Genomic DNA, 18,266 nt, shown 5'->3' with positions numbered 1-18,266 from the left:
TAAAAAGTGAAGGATGGGGAGTGCGAGTTGAAGAAGATTGCCGCCGGACTAGCCGTAATGTTACTAGCTGTCACTATATTCCAGCCCTCTGATGGATATGCCAAAAAAACAAGTGTTGCCGAAATCGATAAGCAGTTAAAGCAGCTGCAAAAAGAGGTGCAGGAAGCTAAGGCGCAGCAGGAGAAAGCGGCGTCCCAAACGCAGGAAGCACAACATTATAAGAATAAGACGAATCTCAATCTGCAGTACGTACTGCAGCAGGTAGATCAAGTTAAGGGTAAAATGACCGAAATCTCAACCAAAATTTCCGATACAGAGCAATCTTTGAATGCTACAGCAACGGAATTGGATAAAGCAGAGGCGCGGGTCGCTTCAAGAGAGGAAGTCTTGGGGTCCCGTGTTCGGCTAATGTATACCGATGGAGCGGTTTCTTACTTGGATGTTTTACTCTCTTCGACAAGCTTTGCTGATTTCCTAGACCGTGCAGATTCACTTAAGATGATCGTGGATCAGGATCAGGAGCTGCTAGTGCAACATAAGCTGGACAAGCAGACAGTGATAGAAAAGAAACAGGAGCTTGAAGGGCAATATGCTCAAGCTAAGCAGTTGTACACTTCTTTGGAGCAACAGAGAAGTCTGCTCAAGGAGAAAGAAGCGGAGAAGCAAGAGCTTATCGCATTCTATGACAAGCAAATTCAAGAAAGCGATGATTTGAGTGAGGAGCAGAATGAGAAGCTGGTCAAATTGGCAAGCGAACGTTCTGCACTGGAAACGCAAAAGGATAAGATCAAGGCTGAGGAAGCTGCTCGTAAAGCAGCAGCAGCTAAGGCGGAAGCAGCTCGTCGAGCTGCGGAGGCTGCCAAGAAGGCTGCTGCCAGCAAGGGAAGCAGCAGTTCAAGCTCCAGCTCGAATGAAACGGCTTATGCAGGTGGAGACGGACCGTTTCTACTTCCTGTAGGGTCGGCAAGAATCTCGTCCTCCTTTGGACCACGGACACATCCGATCACAGGTGAGAAAGGCAAAGTGCACACTGGCGTCGACTTTGCGGTTCCGCAAGGAACCAGTATTCATGCAGCGGATTCCGGAACGGTTATTTTAGCTGAATGGTGGAGTGGTTACGGCTATTGTGTAATTATTGACCATGGAGGCGGAGTTTGGACCCTCTACGGACATATACGTAAAGGCGGTATTAGGGTTAGTTCTGGGGATAAAGTCAATCGCGGAGATGTGATCGCTGAATCTGGTTCCACAGGTAATTCAACGGGTCCTCACCTTCACTTCGAAGTGCGGATTGATGGTAAGACAGTAAATCCTATGCCATATCTCTAACTTTTAAGGAACTCATAACTCATATTATTTGATTGTACGGTATATACTGGAATGGATACCGTACCTTTCAGGACGGACATAGGTGTTGTTTACGAGATGGACAAGAAGGGACGGTGGGAAAATCATGTTGAAAAAAAGCACAGCGGCGTTTATGATTGTCGCCGCCTTGCTATGTGGTAGTTTAGTAACCTTGGGCGTGACGGGTTATACTCATGTCTTTGGACAAGCTGCAGGACAAGGACTGGCCTCGGCGTTGCAGGTGACAGGTCTACAACAAAAGGAATCTCAGAAGCTTGGGACTGCGCTCAGTCTGATTGAGAGTAATTACTACGAGACAGTAGATCGGGAGAAGCTGATAGATGGTGCTGTCAACGGTATGATGGAAGCGCTAGGCGATCCTTATTCCAATTATATGGCTAAAGAAACAGCCGAGAAGTTTGAAGAAAGCATTGAAGGTTCCTTCTCAGGCATCGGTGCGGAAGTCTCTTCAGATAACGGCAAGGTAGTCGTGGTCTCCCCGATTAAGGGTTCACCTGCGGAAAAAGCAGGAATTCAGGCCAAAGATATCATTCTGTCCGTTAACGGAGAATCGCTGGAAGGCATGGATCTAAATGCTGCTGTTGCGAAGATACGTGGACCTAAGGGTAGTAAGGCTACTTTGAAAATACAACGTTCCGGCTCTGCAGAGCCTCTGGAGTTTGCACTTACCCGGGATGATGTGAAGCTTGAGACGGTCTACTCGACCATGGAAAAAGACGGAGTAGGGGTAATCGAGGTCACTCAGTTCTCTCTAAATACCGCAGAACGATTCAAGGAAGAGCTTGGAAAGCTAGAGAAGCAAGGTATGAAGGGACTGGTCATTGACGTCCGTAATGATCCAGGCGGTGTTCTCCCGATTGTTATTGAAATGGCTGAAGAGTTCGTTCCAGCCGGCAAAAACATAGTTCAAATAGAATACAAAGATAAAAAACGCGAAGTTAGTACGTCCAAGGGCTCGAGCAAGGCTTATCCTGTGGTAGTGCTGATGAATAAAGGTAGCGCGAGCGCTTCAGAAATATTGGCGGGTGCCTTGCAGCAGTCAGCAGGAGCTAAGCTTATTGGTGATAATTCATTTGGTAAGGGCACGGTGCAGACGAGCTTTGATAAACAGCTCGGAGACGGAAGCTTGCTGAAGGTTACTATTGCTAAATGGCTTACACCGGACGGCACGTGGATTCACGGCAAGGGGATTAAACCGGATATCGCAGTAGCACAGCCGGATTACTTCTCAGTGGCTCCGATTAACAAGAGTGTGACACTGCAATATAACATGAACAATGCTGATGTGAAGAGTGCACAGACGATGCTGGACGGCTTAGGCTACAAGCCGGGTCGTAAAGATGGCTATTTCGATGCTGGCACTAAGAATGCAGTGAAGAAATTCCAAAGTGAAGCGAAACTTCAAGTCACAGGCATGATTGATGTCAAGACGGCGGAGGCGCTGGAGGTGGCACTGATCAAAGTGATTCAGGATCCTGCCAACGACAACCAACGGAATAGAGGGATTGCTGAAATTCAGAAGGAAATTAAGGCGGCAGCGTCGAAAAAGTAAGAAGGCTGAATTCAGCCTTCTTTTTTTTATAAATGAAAGAATCGATCAAGGGCATAAGCGTACACACGGTGTAGCTCAATGCGGATGGTTGGCTAATCCGTAGCGGAGCCTTCGAGCCATAAGTGAGGTTATTCCTGTATATTTGCAGTATTCGCGTATAATGAAGAGGATATCTGTACAAAATGCTGCACTTTTACAGGTGTGAATAAGAGAGCTGAACATTTATTCTGGTATGTGAACAAGGGTTCATAAAAGTTTTTTTGTAGATAAGGAAGGAGTGTGACGAACAGTTTGAATGTGATTCAGGAACTGTTAGGAAGCTTGGGCACTGCGTTCTTACACTTGCTGATCCAGCCATATTATTATATTGCTATTATATTTATTGCATTGTATTACCGTCGGCAGGTGGCATTAGAACGCAAGCTGATTCATGTGAAGTTACATAGCTGGGGTCAAGAAACGTGGCGAACGGTGTGGAGTGGGCTGGTGATGGGATTAGTGGTTTCTATTGCAGCCATATTGTTAGGGATTTCCTTATCAGGTACAGCTGTAGCCTGCATTTGGGTAGTCAGTGTGCTGTTATCGCTATTGCGTGTGCGGTATTTGTGCTTTGCTTATTCTATAGGTCTGCTTGGCGTGATTCAATTTGTACTGTCTTTCTTTCCTGATGCCTTACATAGTGGAACGGTCGGGAACATTACAACAGCCATACGGGAAATGGATATTCCAGCCTTGCTAGTGCTAGCTGCGCTGCTGCATATGGCGGAAGCTCTGCTGGCCCGCTGGCAAGGGGCGAAGCTTGCGACGCCCCTCTTTTTGAAGGGCAAGCGCGGCATGGTTGTCGGCGGCTATCAGCTGCAGGCTTTTTGGCCGCTGCCGCTGTTCCTGCTGATCCCTTCGGGCGCAGGAACGGATCTGCCATGGCAGCCGCTGCTGGGCGGCGGGCTTGGCATTGTCTCTTTGCCCGTCATCATCGGCTTCAGCGAGATGACGCAGGGCATGCTGCCCGGGCGCAAGGCGGCCCGCTCTTCAGGACGGCTGCTGATCTACAGCATCGTCCTGCTCGGCTTAAGCCTGCTTGCCGCCTGGTGGAGCCCGCTGACCCTGCTCGCGGCGCTCGCAGCAATGGTGCTGCACGAAGGGTTAAGCTGGTACAGCGCTCTGGAAGAGCGCAGCATCAGCCCCATCTTCGTGCATCCACCGCGCGGCCGCAAGGTGCTGGCCGTGCTGCCGGGCAGTCCCGGGCAGGAGCTGGGCATCCTGCCCGGCGAGATCTTACTGAAGGTCAACGGGGTCCTGTTGACCGATGCCGCGCAGCTACATGAGGCGCTGCGCATGAATCCAGCGTTCTGCAAGCTGGAGGTGCAGAACCGTGAAGGGGAGAGCAAATACCTTCAGAGCCCGATCTACGACGGGGACCATCATCAGCTCGGGATCATTCTGGTACCGGAGACAGATGGAGCGGTTACTGCGGAGGCGAAGCCTTCTAGCATCTTCAGTATCATCGCGATGAAGACAGGTACTCGCAGCCGCAATCTTCCGAACGGCCGACTCAAACGGAACAAAGCCGCTAAAGCCAAGAAGGAATCAGCGGAAGGATAGCTAAAGTTAAGCCCGGACTCTGGAAATAGAGTCCGGGCTTTTTTGTAGCATGGCGAGCGTGGAGGAATGCATCAACTATCTTTAATATCAGGATAATTGTCAAAAGAAGAATTGACCAAGACTGAAAATGAAGCTTAAACAAAAATAGGAGACGTTAGAATCAACTTGAACAAACCGCCTACTTCACCCCCGCCCACCTTTTAAATAGAAAATCGCGATTTGCGTTCGATCTCGCAGCTGTAATTTGCTTAGAATATCCGTTATGTAATTTTTGACCGTACCCTCGCTTAGGAACAGCTGTCCGGCGATTTCTTTGTTGGTATGCCCCTCAGCGATAGAGGCCACAACAGCCAATTCCATTTTAGTCAGTCCGAAGGACTCCAGCGGCTGTGCCTGTGGAGATTCAGGACGGGATGCAGGCTGTAGGAAGGTTGCCAGTTTGCGCGCGATATCGGGATGAATTAGCATATTACCTTCATTGACCGTTTTGATGCCTTGTATGATACGGTCTGGCGGTATGTTTTTGAGTAAATATCCACTGGCTCCGTTACGTAACGCTTCAATGATATACTCATCGTCATCGAAAGTAGTTAGCATCAGTATCGAAACCTGAGGAAAAGCCTGCTTAATTTTCTCTGTTCCTTCAACACCATCACAGCCCGGCATCCGTATATCCATCAGAACCACATCGGCTACATCTTCAGTCTGGAGTAAGCTCAAGGCCTCGTTTCCATCACTCGCAGCTCCGACCACTTTAAGCTCCGAGTCCAATTCTAGTAGTAGCTTTAGACTTTGGCGAATAAAAGGGTCATCATCTACAATCATCACTTTAATCATTAGCAAGTCTCCTTGATTGAATTTAGGTTTCTATATAACCATGGGTACTATCTTCCCTATACAATCTCTCCCTGCTTATAAATGGGCAATCGTGTAACAATTGTGAATTGAGGCTCCTGCCGCAGTTCCAAGGTTCCGCCGATCAAATGCGTTCGTTCTAACATTCCTTTCATTCCGACACCACCACTTCCCGGCAATGTAGTTAGCTTATTCTCTTCGGAAAGTGTTCCATTGTTGCTAACCTCCATCGTAATTCCAGTAGTACTGAAGTCGACCGTAATCCAGATTGCTGTTGCTTTTCCATGACGCAGAGCATTGGTTATGGCCTCACGGGCGTTCTTATACAAGATCACCTGGATACTAGGATATAGCGGATAAGGTATCCCAAGTACTTGGTATGAGGTCTCGATTCCCGTATCTCGTCCTGTCTCCTCAAGCAGACGATCTAACGCGTAAGCACCCTCTAGTTGTGGCGTATAGTTGATACGCTTCACTGCGGAGCGCATATCGTCCATGCTAGCTGACAGCTGATCTCGAATGAGCTCCATCATTTGCATTCCGCTCTCAGGCGAGGTGGGTAAGGTGTGCAGCGCGGCTTCCATCATCATTTTAATACGAATCAGGCGGTGACCGATATCGTCATGGAGCTGGCGTGAGATGCGGACCCGTTCTTTGGACTGGGCTGCATCTTCTATTTGGGTGTTAAACTCCAGCAGTCGGTTGCGGGCTTCATCCAGCTCGAAATGCTTTTTCCGGAGCTCATCGTATAGATGGAGAGTATTCTCACGGCCCCGACCAGCCCGCTGTAATAATTCGTTGAGATAGGCGATGAGCAGAAAAGTAATGTTGATGAACGTAATGATGAGCTGTGGAGAATCCCGAAGCGCTATGTTCAGGGTAATCAGATGCACAACCGTAAACACGAGCGGCACGGCTTGGGGCTGAAGTCTAGAATAATAAAGTAAGGCCGAGACCGCTGGAAAAATCATTATACTGCCGTATTGGTAGCATAACCAGGCGGTGAATAGTACTTCAATGATGCTTATCAAGGGATGAAGGGATTGGGGCAGCTTTGGTACCATGACCACAAGGAATAGAAGCATCAGAATATGCAGTGTGAAGATTCCATAATCGGCATATGGATAGATGTAAATGCTAATACAAGCTGGAATTATAATGAGTAAGTAACGCAATAGATTCAGCTCTCTAGTCACGCCTAAGACATCCTTTACAGGGTTTCTTCTAATCTTAGCATATTAGCCTACTACTTCAGGAGATGACTTTAGTCACCTTCAAAAGATGACCTTTCGTACCTCCTGTAGAATGAAATGTAGTATAAAATTGGAAATATAGAAGCGCAAATGACAGGAGAGATGATCGAATGGCAATCGCCGTATTAACCGATGTGGTGAAACGATATGAAGGTAAATTAACAGTGGACCATGTGAATATGACGATAGAAGAAGGGGAAATCTTTGGCTTGCTTGGCCCGAACGGAGCGGGTAAAAGTACAACGATCAGTATGATCTGTGGCTTACTTAAAATTGACGGAGGAGACATTGTCATCGACAGTCTGCCTGTGTCTTCGAAATCACTTGAGGTGAAGAAAAGAATTGGTTTGGTTCCACAGGAGTTGGTCGTATACGACACGATGTCAGCGGCGGATAACGTTACCTTTTTCGGAAGATTATATGGCTTGCGCGGCAAGCTTTTGAAGGAACGGGTTGAAGAGGCTCTTGCTTTCACAGGTCTTAGCGATCGTGGTAAAGAGAAGCCCTCAACATTCTCCGGGGGAATGAAAAGACGTCTGAATATTGCCTGCGCCATCATGCATCGTCCAAAGTTGATTATTATGGATGAACCTACGGTGGGGATCGATCCACAATCTCGCAATCATATCCTTGAATCGGTCAAAGAGCTGAATCGGCTCGGCTCAACTATTATTTATACCAGTCACTATATGGAGGAGGTTGCAGCCATTTGTGATCGGGTAGCCATTATGGATAAAGGACATATCATTGCTTGTGGTACAGAGAAGGAACTGCGGGAACGCGTTGCCAAGGAAGAAAAAATCGTCATTAAAGCTGCTAATATCACACCGGAGCTTATCCAAGAGCTGGCGCTTCACCCTAGAATTAGACGCGTAGAAGCAAAGGAAGAAGTAGTCGAGCTGTACTTGCCCTCTTCACAAGGGGAACTGCAGGATATCCTTTTTATTTTTGCCAAACATAAGGGGATTATCGGCTCGCTAAATATTGAAGAACCTGATCTGGAGACATTGTTTCTAAGCTTGACCGGACGTACCTTACGAGACTAAAAAGGGGGGATTATTTTGATGAATACTTGGACGATTATGATCTATGAGCTGCGAAGATTATTTAGCTCACGCTCTATGATATTAAATATGTTTTTACTGCCCCTGTTATTAATCTTTCTCTTAGGTGCTTCGCTCTCCGGTGTCGTTGGTGATAAAGAAGGCTCCTCTAATATCGATATTGTGCGTGTGGCAGTTGTTAATCTTTCTGGCGAGGGCTATGAGAGCTCAACGATGATGGACAGCTTTTTGAAATCAACAGCGCTTAAGGATATTATTATCCCGATTATAGTAAATAGTCGAGAGGCAGCAGAAAGCGGTCTACGAACAGGAAAATATGGCTATGCGGTTGTTGTCCCTCCAGGCTTTGATAGTAAGGTTCAGAATGGTGAAGCTGCACAGCTGGAGTTTATACTTGGCAAAAAAAGTACAGACAATAGAGTGGCAGGAACGGTATTCGATAACTTTTTAAAGACTCTTAATTATAAACAGTCTGTAGCTTTGACACTGGGTCCGGCAGCATTAAACGTTATGGCACCTAATTCCACCAGTAATCAGCCTTCCGTAAAACTTGGAGAATTGAGCGAGGGAGGGTATTCATATACTTCTTCACAGTTCTATGCAGTATCTATGATGTTGATGTTCCTGCTATATAGCGGCTTGACGGTTTGTACTTCTCTTTTTAATGAAAAAGAAAATCATACCCTCTTCCGGATAAATTCAATGCCCGTTAAAGGATCTGAGCTATTCATTGGTAAAATGCTTGGTGTAGGTGTCGTAAGTATAGTGCAGTGCGCAGCGATTATTATTCTAACGAATGTGCTCTTCGGTGTAAATTGGGGAAATCGGCCGGGCTTGTTACTCCTATTTTGCCTACTGATGATTGTGGCTTCGATGACATTATCTATCGTTATTTCTATGTTCAGTAAGACTGGAGCAAGCGCAAGAAATATCGTTACACTGCTTACAGTAAGTATGACCTTCATTAGTGGAGGGATGGCTCCACTTCCAGAATCTTGGGTGAACTCTGCAGGGGCTTTTACAATTAACCATTGGGCAATGCAGGCGATTTTGAAAATGATGTTACATGCTGATGTATCACAAATCATGCCGAATTTGGGAGTTTTATCGCTGATCTGTCTAGTGTTGTTCAGTGCAGCAGCAATCTCGTACCGGAAGGTGGGTTATCATGGATAAAATCTTAACGATTGGCTGGAACATGGTGAAACGAACCATTGGTACTAGGAAGGGTGTGCTTATATATATTCTGCTTCCTTGTATTGTACTTGCAGGTATTGTCTCCGTTACTGGAACGATGGGGGAGAACCCAGCGGTTGTATTGTATTCCAATATGGATAACGGGGCTGCAGGTAAGCACTTGCTCACTGAACTAAAAAATTCCGGTGAATATAAATTTGTAGAAAAGAATGACGAGATTGCTTTAAGAGAAGGTGTTGTAGATCAGAATGGAGAAGCGGGGATTCTGATTCCAGCAGGGTTCACTTCAGCTCTACTTGCCGGGGAAGAACCACAAATTAGTGTATATGAGCTTAAGACGAATGAAACTTCTGTTATGATCAAATTAAAAGCAAGTGCGATCGCTGATGAGATGCGGAGTACCGCCGCGACTATTGGAGCAGCAAATGAAGGATCTAGTGACGTTGACGCACAGTTCACTACTGTTATGCAAAGAGCGGAACAGCATAGTATAGGCAGCATTCGAACCGATTATAATTTGTATCCTCGGGAGGGACTAGGAGTTGTTACAGGTTTAACACTAATGTTCCTCATGAGCCTAGTCACGAGCTCTGTATCCTTGATTATGGATGATAGAAAAGGAAGAACCATGATGCGGATGTTCAGTGCTCCGGTTCGTTCTTACGAAATTGCGATTGGTAATTTTCTGGGCAGCTTCATGGTCGGTATGATTCAGATCGTCGTAGTGCTGGCTTTAGGCCGCTGGGTGCTGCACTATGATTATGAAGTTCCAATCTATCTATATTTCCTTGTTCTTGCGGCATTTATGCTGGTGTCCATGGGAATCGCGAGTACAGTGGCGGGGTTAATTCGTAATCCTAATAATGCTGGTATGCTGAATTCCCTTATTATCACACCCACTTGTATGCTTGGAGGCTGCTTCTGGCCCTTATCCATTATGCCGGACTATATGCAGAAGGCGGCTAATTTTGTTCCGCAAAAATGGGCCATCCAAGCCGTTGATATCGCTGCAACTGGAGGTGGCTGGAATGAGTTATGGTTACCTTTTGCCATCTTAGGACTTATGGCCGCTGTGCTGCTGGCTATTGGTTCTGCCATTCTCCGTCCAAGCCAAGCAGGAATCAACGCTTAGGTATTTTGAAATGGAAGGTTAGATATTCATAGCCTGACCTGTTTCCTTCAGGTACAATAATAGGTATCAAATGTATTTGATTCTTATTATGTACAATAGAGGGCATTTCTAGGAGGATGAACAGATGAGCAGCAATAAATTGGCTTGGACATGGCGGGTGAAGGAAGAATGTCTGGAAGAGTATGTAGCCATGCATTTAAATCCTTGGCCAGAAGTTTTGGAGGAGCACAGTAAGGCTGGTATTTCTAACTATTCTATCTTTCAGAATGGCAATCAGTTTTTTTATTGCTTTGAATGTGAGGATACTGAAGCGGCTGTCGATTACATTGCTAAAAGTGACGCCTGCAACCGATGGAATGCCATTACTTCAAAGATGGTTGAAGGCTCATTTGATTTCAATGATGAGGTGCCGATGCAGCCCTTAAACGAAGTGTTCTATCTAAAATAGTGAGCTGATTCTTTATTAACTAAAATTTGCATATTGTATATTATCGGCGTATCTTGTTTACAGTCTTTTATATTACGGTTATAATATATTTAATAATGTTAAATTGAATAATTTTTTGTTTTTTGGAGGAGCCTGTCAACAAGGGCTCCTCTTTGTCTTTTTTTGGCTTGGGATGTCCCTGGTTGGCAGTTCTTATATACAACAAGGGAGTGGATGAAACATGGAGTTTGTGCTATATCTTATGCTGATTATACTATTCACCAAGCTAGCTGGTGATTTATCTGTGCGACTGGGACAACCGTCGGTACTGGGTAAGCTAATTGTCGGTATTATACTGGGTCCTGCGGTACTGGGATGGATTCAGAGTGGAGAGTTTATTCATTATTTTTCGGAGATCGGTGTTCTATTATTAATGTTTATCGCTGGGCTTGAGACGGATCTGGATCAACTGCGAAAAAACTGGAAATCAGCTTTCGCAGTAGCTGTCGGAGGTATTATTTTACCTTTTCTAGGTGGATTCGCCATTGGAGAAATGTTTGGTTTTGCTTATCATAATGCTATGTTTATGGGCGTCATTCTTAGTGCAACATCGGTCAGCATATCGGTTCAGGTACTGAAGGATATGAATAAGTTGAATACACGTGAAGGTTCTACCATTCTGGGAGCCGCTGTAGTCGATGATATCCTGGTTGTTATTTTGCTCGCTGTATTAATGAGCTTTTTCGGCACAGGAGAATCAGTGTCCATTGGTCTTTTGATTACGAAAAAAGTGTTGTTCTTCGCTGTAGCGCTTGTTGTGGGTTGGTTCGTTGTGCCTCGGGTTATGAAATGGATGGCTCCGCTAAAGGTGACGGAGGCTGTTATCGCAGCGGCGCTAATGATTTGCTTTGCGTTCGCGTATTTTGCTGAAATTATGGGGATGGCAGGGATCATCGGTGCTTTTGCGGCTGGGATTGCTATATCTCAAACCTCTTTTAAGCATACGGTGGAAACCAAGCTTGAGCCTATAGCGTACTCGATTTTTGTTCCGGTCTTTTTTGTAAGTATCGGACTTAATGTTTCCTTTGAAGGGGTTGGCAGTCAAATCGGATTCGTGCTCTTGCTGGCGGTTGTCGCCATTCTGACCAAGTTGTTTGGTGGTGGTCTGGGTGCGCGTCTTACAGGCTTTAATAACCATTCGTCGCTTATTATTGGTTCAGGGATGATTTCGCGGGGTGAGGTTGCGTTGATCATCGCGGCAACAGGTCTGCAAAGCGGCTTGTTACAGCAGCAGTATTTTACTTCCGTAATTATTGTTGTCATTGTAACTACACTTGTAACACCGCCGCTCTTAAAATATATGTTCCGTGATCCAGTACGCGCGGGAGAAAAATAAAGCAAAACCAAACAACAAGGTGCTCCGAAGCCATTAAATGGCTTATGGGGCACCTTGTTTTATTCTTCACCGCCCTAATTCCCTGTACTTGGGGAGGAGCAAGGTCCCCGTCTTAAGACGGAGTATAAAACCAGCCGTAGGGCTGTTTTGACTTCGGCCAAAAATGTCTAAACTAAATCTCGGGATGGAAAATAATACATAATGGGGCAGTCATAAGAGAAGTACCAGAAATATATGGGGTGGAAGGGGAAACGAAAATGAAATGGTTAACCAAATGGTCGTTCGGTAACAAGGCTGCGGTGGGGCTTTTAGTGGTCATGGCTCTTGTAGTGGGAGGGATGAGCTATACTTCGCTACCGATGGAATTTATGCCGGAGGCAGATAATCCTCAAGTGACTGTTACGGTGCTTGGGCCGGGTCAGGATGCCCATGCGATGGAGACGAAGGTTACGAAGCCGATTGAGGCTGGGGCCGCTTTTGTTAAGGGGAAGAAAGAAATATTGTCCACTTCCGGAGACGGATACGCACAGGTAAATATTTTTTATGATTCAAAAACAAATATGAAGGATGCTGCTGGGGAGGTCCAAAAGGTTGTAGATTCGTTACAATTCCCTGAAGGGGTGATGGCTCCTTTTGTACTTCAGCTGAATACATCAATGATTCCTGTGTCACAGATCACGCTAGCGTTTGACGAAGGGCTGACGAAAGAGAATCTGAAGCTTGCGGAAGAAACGATCATTCCAGAAATGCAAAAGGCAGAAGGTGTTGCCAATGTCGCCTTATACGGCAAAGTAACTCCACAAGTGCGAGTGAAGCTAGATCCAAAGTTAATGGCTGAGAAGGGAATCAGTACCCCTCAAGTGCTAGGATTACTTCAAGGGCGTAATGTATCGGCATCTCTCGGGGAGCAGACGATTGGCGGCCAGACAGGTAATGTCAACGTGGTTTCGACGATAGATAGTATCGATACGTTAAAAAAACTCCCTGTTTCCGCGGGCGTTAAGCTACAGGATATCGCTGCCGTCGAATTGAAGCAGGATCAAGAAAGCGTTAGCCGCTCGAATGGGAAAGATGTTCTTTTCGCCATAGTGACCAAAGAAGCAAATGCGAATGCAGTGAGTGTTGGAGATCATATTCAGGATACCATTGCTCATATTAACAAAACCATTCCAAACGCGGAAGCAGCGGTGGTATTCAGCACATCAGATATGGTGGTTACTTCAGTGAACAGTATGATGCGTGAAGTATTACTCGGCGCGTTGTTCGCTACGATCGTGATTCTGTTGTTCTTGCGCAACCTGCGGGCAACACTGATTACGGCGGTTTCTATCCCGCTTTCTTTAGCAGTTACCCTATATCTGCTTGATATATCCGGCATAAGTCTGAATATCATTACACTCGGAGGGGTAGCTGTTGCGGTCGGTCGCTTGGTGGATGATAGTATCGTAGTGATCGAGAACATTTACCGTAGGCTGCAAAAAGAACCCTTCTCCCGTGAAATGATTATAAGCGCAACCGGGGAAGTGGCTAGAGCGATTACTTCATCGACGATTGCAACGGTAGCGGTATTTCTGCCGATGGGTCTTCTGCGTGGTAGTTTGCAGGCTTTTCTACTGCCGTTTGCCTTAACAGTCACGTATTCATTGCTAACCTCACTCGTTGTAGCTTTGACAGTGGTTCCGCTGTTAAGCTCATGGCTGCTGAGAAGAACTTCAATGAAAGAGCACGAGCCATCTAAATGGTTCACCCGATTCCTAGATTGGAATCTGCGCCGGAAATGGATCACTTTATCACTAGGTCTTCTCCTTCTGATTGGCTCCATCGCAGCTTATGTAACTATGCCAAAAGGTGCGCTTGATGCTTCAGATGCCAGCTATGTCTCTGTTCAATTGAATTATCCTAAGGATGTCCCTGTTAAAGAGATCTTGGAAAAAGGAAAACAGTTAGAGCAAGATTTGATGAAACAGCCACAAGCAGAAACGGTGATCATGCAGTCAGGGAACAGTGCGGATGCGGCCCAGTGGGGTACTGTCAGCTCGGAGACCTTGGTGGATTATACCGTTGTTATGAAAAAAGGTGCGGATGCTGAGGCGTTCATCAATTATGTTCGTGATGTGAAGGATTCCTACGCTGGAGCAACACTCGTTGCGAACGAGATGAGTATGATGGGTTCAAGCTCTACCAGCGAGTATATTGATATCGTAGGTGATAATCTTACAGATATTACTGCTGTTGCAGCTGAAGTTACGAATAAGTTGAAAACTGTGGAGGGTATTCAGAAGGTCAGCAGCAATATGGAGGATACCAAACCAGTATTTTCATTTAAGGTAGATCCGGCTCAGACGAATGCACAAGAAATTACCATGCAATTGTCGGCTATGCTGAATCCGATCCCTATGGGGCAGATCGAGCTGGACGGTACTCCTGCAGGAGTAGTGTTGGATCCTATGGTTGAGCCGAAGTCGGAGCAGGATTTAAAGGCAATGACGCTTATGACTGCTGAAGGTCCAAAGCCACTGTCCCAACTCGCAACCTATGAGGTTCGGAATGAACCAGCCTTATTGTTCCATAAAGATGGAAAGCCATATGCGAGAATTACAGCGGAAGTTGATCCGAAGAAAGTGTCTGAAATCGGGGCGAGTATTAAAAAAGAAACCGATAGTCTTACCCTTCCAAAGGGTGTGACTCTGTTTGCAGGCGGAGCCTCGGTTGATCAGTCAGAGGATTTTGCAGACCTTGGTATGACAGCGCTGATCTCCATCGGGTTGGTATATCTGATCATGGTCCTCACCTTCAAAACGCTTCGTGCTCCGCTGGCGATCATGTTCTCCTTGCCGCTAGCTGCGATTGGTGCGATTGTTGGACTGATCGTATCCGGTGTAACGCCTGACTTTACCGCTTTATTCGGAGCGTTAATGTTGATTGGTATCGTCGTCACGAATGCGATTGTGCTAATTGACCGCATTAAGCAAAATGAAGCGCATATGAGTATTCGCGAAGCGATTCTGGAAGCGGCCGGAACACGGATGCGTCCGATTCTGATGACGGCCATTGCTACCATTTGCGCCATGACTCCACTCCTGTTCGGGCATGCCGAGATGGGAAGCATCGTCTCGCAAAGCTTGGCAATTGTAGTTATTGGGGGATTAACTGCGGCAACACTGCTTACGCTGGTTGTAGTTCCAGCGATTTACGAACTGTTCTACTTCCGTAAATCTGCTAAGGAGCGCAAAGGCGTGGTGAAAGCCGAAACTCCGACGCATGGTGCGTAATATCGATTAGAGGAATAGGGCGTCCCAACGGCTATGATAATGCTGTTGGGATGTTCCTGTTTATGAACTCTTCTCGGAACGAAGTGTGAATCATGGCTTTTTTTGTTGTCCAATGATGCATCGGACTCAGGAGTCCAATAGTAACTCAATAAGCCAGTGAATGGACGAATAGCATCTGTTTGGTCCTAAAGGCACTTCAGGTAAATCTGATCCACGCCGTTGTTCCTTACTATTAGGACAAGAATGCTATCTGATAAAAGATAAACAAGGCTGAAGCCCGGTGTTAAACACCAGGCTTTAGCCTTGTTTATTGTTACTTGTTAATATAGAGAACTTAACCGCAAGAACAATTTAATACCGGTTTACGAGCTGCCTGTGTCTCATCCAATCGGCTGATCTCTGTGGTATGCGGTGCGTTGATTACGATCTCCGGTGTCTCCTGCGCTTCTTTCACGATCTGGATCATCGTATCGATGAAGCCATCGAGCGTTTCTTTGCTTTCGGTTTCCGTCGGTTCGATCATCATGCATTCCTCTACCGTCAATGGGAAGTACACGGTTGGCGGGTGGTAGCCGAAGTCGAGTAACCGTTTGGCAACATCCAAGGTGCGAACGCCATATTGCTTGAGATTTTTGCCGGACATTACGAATTCATGCTTACATACACCCGGATATGGGATTTCAAAATATGGCGCCAGGCGATGCATCATATAGTTCGCATTCAGCACAGCATTTTCCGATACCTCACGCAGTCCGTCTGGACCATAGGTACGGATATAGGCGTAGGCACGAACGAGAATACCAAAGTTTCCGTAAAAAGCTTTCACGCGTCCAATGGATTCAGGTCCGCCGAAGTCGAGTGAGAAGCTGCTATCTTCGTTTTTCACCACAGTTGGTTGTGGTAGGAACGGAATCAGAATGGATTTTACACCTACAGGACCGGCTCCAGGGCCGCCGCCGCCATGCGGGGTACTCATTGTCTTATGCAAGTTCAAATGCACAACGTCAAAGCCCATGTCACCTGGACGGGTGATGCCCATAATAGCGTTGGAGTTGGCTCCATCGTAATAGAGTAAGCCGCCTGCTTCATGCACGATCTCAGCGATCTCGACGATTTGGGTCTCGAACAAGCCGAGTGTGCTTGGGTTAGTCAGCATCAGAGCGGCTGTGTCGATGCCGACCGCTGCTTTCAGTGCTTCAAGATCAACCATCCCTTTATCCGTGGAAGGGATCGTAATCGTTTCAAGTCCTGCTGCTGAAGCACTAGCAGGGTTGGTGCCATGCGAGGAGTCCGGCACAATAACCTTCGTGCGGCTCTCGCCGCGGCTTTCATGGTAGGCGCGGATCATCATGAGACCGGTCCATTCACCATGCGCACCTGCGGCTGGCTGTAAAGATACAGCATCCATGCCGGTTAATGCGGACAAGTCATTTTGGAGGGTATACATTAATTCCAGTGCACCCTGAATACTTTCTTCCGGTTGGTACGGGTGGATTTTAGCTAGGCCTACGATGCGGGCAACATCTTCGTTAATCTTCGGATTGTATTTCATCGTACACGAACCTAGCGGATAGAAGCCATTGTCTACACCGAAGTTACGGCGTGAAAGCGAAGTGTAGTGGCGAATGACATCCACTTCCGATACTTCTGGGAGTACGACGGGTTCACTACGTAGCAGGTTTTGCGGAATGAGCGTTTCAATGCTCTCTTCCTGCGGCACATCGCAAAGTGGCAAGGAATAGGCCGAACGGCCGGGACGACTTAATTCAAAAATTAGACTTTGCTCCGGTTTCATAAACAGCCCTCCAGTGCGCTAGCGAATTGATCGATTTCGTTTTTGCTTCTTTTTTCCGTAACGGATATCAGCATTTGTCCAGAAAGTTCGGGATAATCACGGCCCAGATCATAACCGCCGAGATAACCTTCCTTCAGCAGCTTGGAATTAATTGCGCTCACGCTGCTTCCTTCAGGAAGCTTCACGACAAACTCGTTAAAGAATGGGGAGGAGAAGGTAAGCTCAGTACCTGTTAGTCCACTAAGTTTATTAGCGGCGTAATGGCTTTTGCGAATGTTCAACTCGCCAACTTCACGCATACCTTCTTTGCCCATAACGGACAAATAGACGGACGCGCAAAGAGCTAGCAGCGCCTGATTGGAGCAAATGTTCGATGTCGCTTTTTCACGGCGAATATGCTGTTCGCGAGCTTGAAGTGTCAGAACGAAGCCGCGTTTACCGTTACGGTCAACGGTTTGACCGACGATACGGCCCGGCATACGGCGCATCAAATGTTCCGCTACGGCGAAGAATCCACAAGTTGGACCACCGAGGGAGGCTGGAATACCGAGTGGCTGAGCATCACCGACTACGATGTCGGCTCCAAGCTTACCCGGTGTTTCAAGTACGCCAAGAGCAATCGGATTTGCACTGACGACGAACAATCCTTTAACCGCATGGATTAGCGGCTCAACAGAGCTTAGGTCTTCGATGCAGCCAAAGAAGTTAGGCGATTGCATCAGTACTGCTGCGGTATCTCCATCAATGGCTTCAGCAAGCATCGCCTGATCGGTAACTCCGTCTTTATAGTCAATCTCTACCACTTCAAGACCCCAGGCATTAGCCGATGTGCGTAGTACTTGACGTGCTTCAGGATGAACGGTGCGGGAGACGATTATTTTTTTACGTTTGGTAGCACCAGCTGCGAGGACTGCTGCTTCGGATAATGCGGTTGCGCCATCATACATACTGGCATTAGCTACTTTCATACCGGTTAGTTCACAAATATAGGATTGGAATTCGAAGATCGCTTGCAGCTCACCTTGGCTGATCTCCGGTTGATAAGGAGTGTAGGCAGTGTAGAATTCAGAACGGGAAATGACATGGTTGATCACCACAGGGATGTGATGGTCATATAATCCGGCGCCGAGGAAGCTGGCGTGAGAATCAAAGTCGGCATTTCGGTCAGCCAGACCTTTCATGTGACGAAGCAGGGCGTATTCATCGAGTGGTTCAGACATCGGCATAGTGCCTTGAAAACGGACGGCTTCAGGAATATCGGAGAACAGCTCATCTATGGACTGAATCCCGACGGCTTCCATCATCTCTTCGCGGTCCTGTGCAGTCATGGGCAGATAACGGTGCTTCATTAAG

The 18,266-nt window shown here is 46.7% G+C and carries 13 protein-coding genes; 9 read left to right on the top strand and 4 right to left on the bottom strand.

What is annotated here, in order from left to right:
* Positions 1–27 precede the first annotated feature (27 nt).
* From NST74_RS27270 to NST74_RS27260, 3 genes are all read left to right on the top strand, one after another.
* Entirely contained in the window at positions 28–1,329 is a 1,302-nt protein-coding gene (locus NST74_RS27270) for a murein hydrolase activator EnvC family protein (RefSeq protein ID WP_341115431.1), read from the top strand.
* Between the two features lie 124 nt (positions 1,330–1,453).
* On the top strand, positions 1,454–2,920 hold the full coding sequence (locus NST74_RS27265; protein ID WP_341115430.1) for a S41 family peptidase: 1,467 nt from the start codon (positions 1,454–1,456) through the stop codon (positions 2,918–2,920).
* A 291-nt stretch (positions 2,921–3,211) separates the two neighbouring features.
* Positions 3,212–4,522 carry a PDZ domain-containing protein gene (locus NST74_RS27260; RefSeq protein WP_341115428.1) on the top strand — a complete coding sequence of 437 codons (1,311 nt, stop codon included), beginning with the start codon at positions 3,212–3,214 and terminating at the stop codon, positions 4,520–4,522.
* Between the two features lie 183 nt (positions 4,523–4,705).
* On the opposite strand, the gene NST74_RS27255 is transcribed toward NST74_RS27260, so the two are convergent.
* Both NST74_RS27255 and NST74_RS27250 read right to left on the bottom strand, forming a co-directional pair.
* Positions 4,706–5,359, bottom strand: coding sequence for a response regulator transcription factor (locus tag NST74_RS27255; RefSeq protein WP_341115427.1), 654 nt, complete (start codon positions 5,357–5,359; stop codon positions 4,706–4,708).
* A 56-nt stretch (positions 5,360–5,415) separates the two neighbouring features.
* The gene (locus NST74_RS27250) at positions 5,416–6,573 is read right to left on the bottom strand and encodes a sensor histidine kinase (protein WP_341115426.1); all 1,158 of its coding nucleotides are present in this window, start codon (positions 6,571–6,573) and stop codon (positions 5,416–5,418) included.
* Between the two features lie 167 nt (positions 6,574–6,740).
* Between NST74_RS27250 and NST74_RS27245 the strand changes: the two genes are divergently transcribed.
* From NST74_RS27245 to NST74_RS27220, 6 genes are all read left to right on the top strand, one after another.
* Positions 6,741–7,676, top strand: a complete 936-nt coding sequence (locus NST74_RS27245) for an ABC transporter ATP-binding protein (protein ID WP_341115425.1) — start codon at positions 6,741–6,743, stop codon at positions 7,674–7,676.
* Positions 7,677–7,694: 18 nt separating this feature from the next.
* On the top strand, positions 7,695–8,870 hold the full coding sequence (locus tag NST74_RS27240) for an ABC transporter permease (RefSeq protein WP_341115993.1): 1,176 nt from the start codon (positions 7,695–7,697) through the stop codon (positions 8,868–8,870).
* Complete coding sequence (locus NST74_RS27235) at positions 8,863–10,023, top strand: ABC transporter permease (protein WP_341115424.1); 1,161 nt, start codon at positions 8,863–8,865, stop codon at positions 10,021–10,023. Before NST74_RS27240 ends, NST74_RS27235 begins: the two co-directional genes overlap by 8 nt.
* Positions 10,024–10,147: 124 nt before the next feature.
* A complete protein-coding gene (locus NST74_RS27230; protein WP_341115423.1) occupies positions 10,148–10,471 on the top strand; it encodes an L-rhamnose mutarotase in 324 nt (107 codons plus the stop codon).
* 220 nt (positions 10,472–10,691) lie between these two features.
* On the top strand, positions 10,692–11,846 hold the full coding sequence (locus tag NST74_RS27225) for a cation:proton antiporter (RefSeq protein WP_341115422.1): 1,155 nt from the start codon (positions 10,692–10,694) through the stop codon (positions 11,844–11,846).
* A gap of 257 nt (positions 11,847–12,103) precedes the next feature.
* Positions 12,104–15,118, top strand: a complete 3,015-nt coding sequence (locus NST74_RS27220; RefSeq protein ID WP_341115421.1) for an efflux RND transporter permease subunit — start codon at positions 12,104–12,106, stop codon at positions 15,116–15,118.
* Positions 15,119–15,452: 334 nt separating this feature from the next.
* On the opposite strand, the gene gcvPB is transcribed toward NST74_RS27220, so the two are convergent.
* Positions 15,453–16,913, bottom strand: a complete 1,461-nt coding sequence (gene gcvPB / locus NST74_RS27215) for an aminomethyl-transferring glycine dehydrogenase subunit GcvPB (protein WP_341115420.1) — start codon at positions 16,911–16,913, stop codon at positions 15,453–15,455.
* On the bottom strand, positions 16,910–18,262 hold the full coding sequence (gene gcvPA, locus NST74_RS27210; RefSeq protein ID WP_341115419.1) for an aminomethyl-transferring glycine dehydrogenase subunit GcvPA: 1,353 nt from the start codon (positions 18,260–18,262) through the stop codon (positions 16,910–16,912). The genes gcvPB and gcvPA overlap by 4 nt, the downstream gene beginning before the upstream one ends.
* Between the last annotated feature and the right edge of the window lie 4 nt (positions 18,263–18,266).

Origin of the sequence: Paenibacillus sp. FSL F4-0125 (assembly GCF_038008565.1) — a bacterium.
Lineage (GTDB): Bacteria > Bacillota > Bacilli > Paenibacillales > Paenibacillaceae > Paenibacillus_AQ.
Note: the sequence above shows the minus strand (reverse complement) of the source record. Positions and strands in the feature narration are given on the sequence as shown.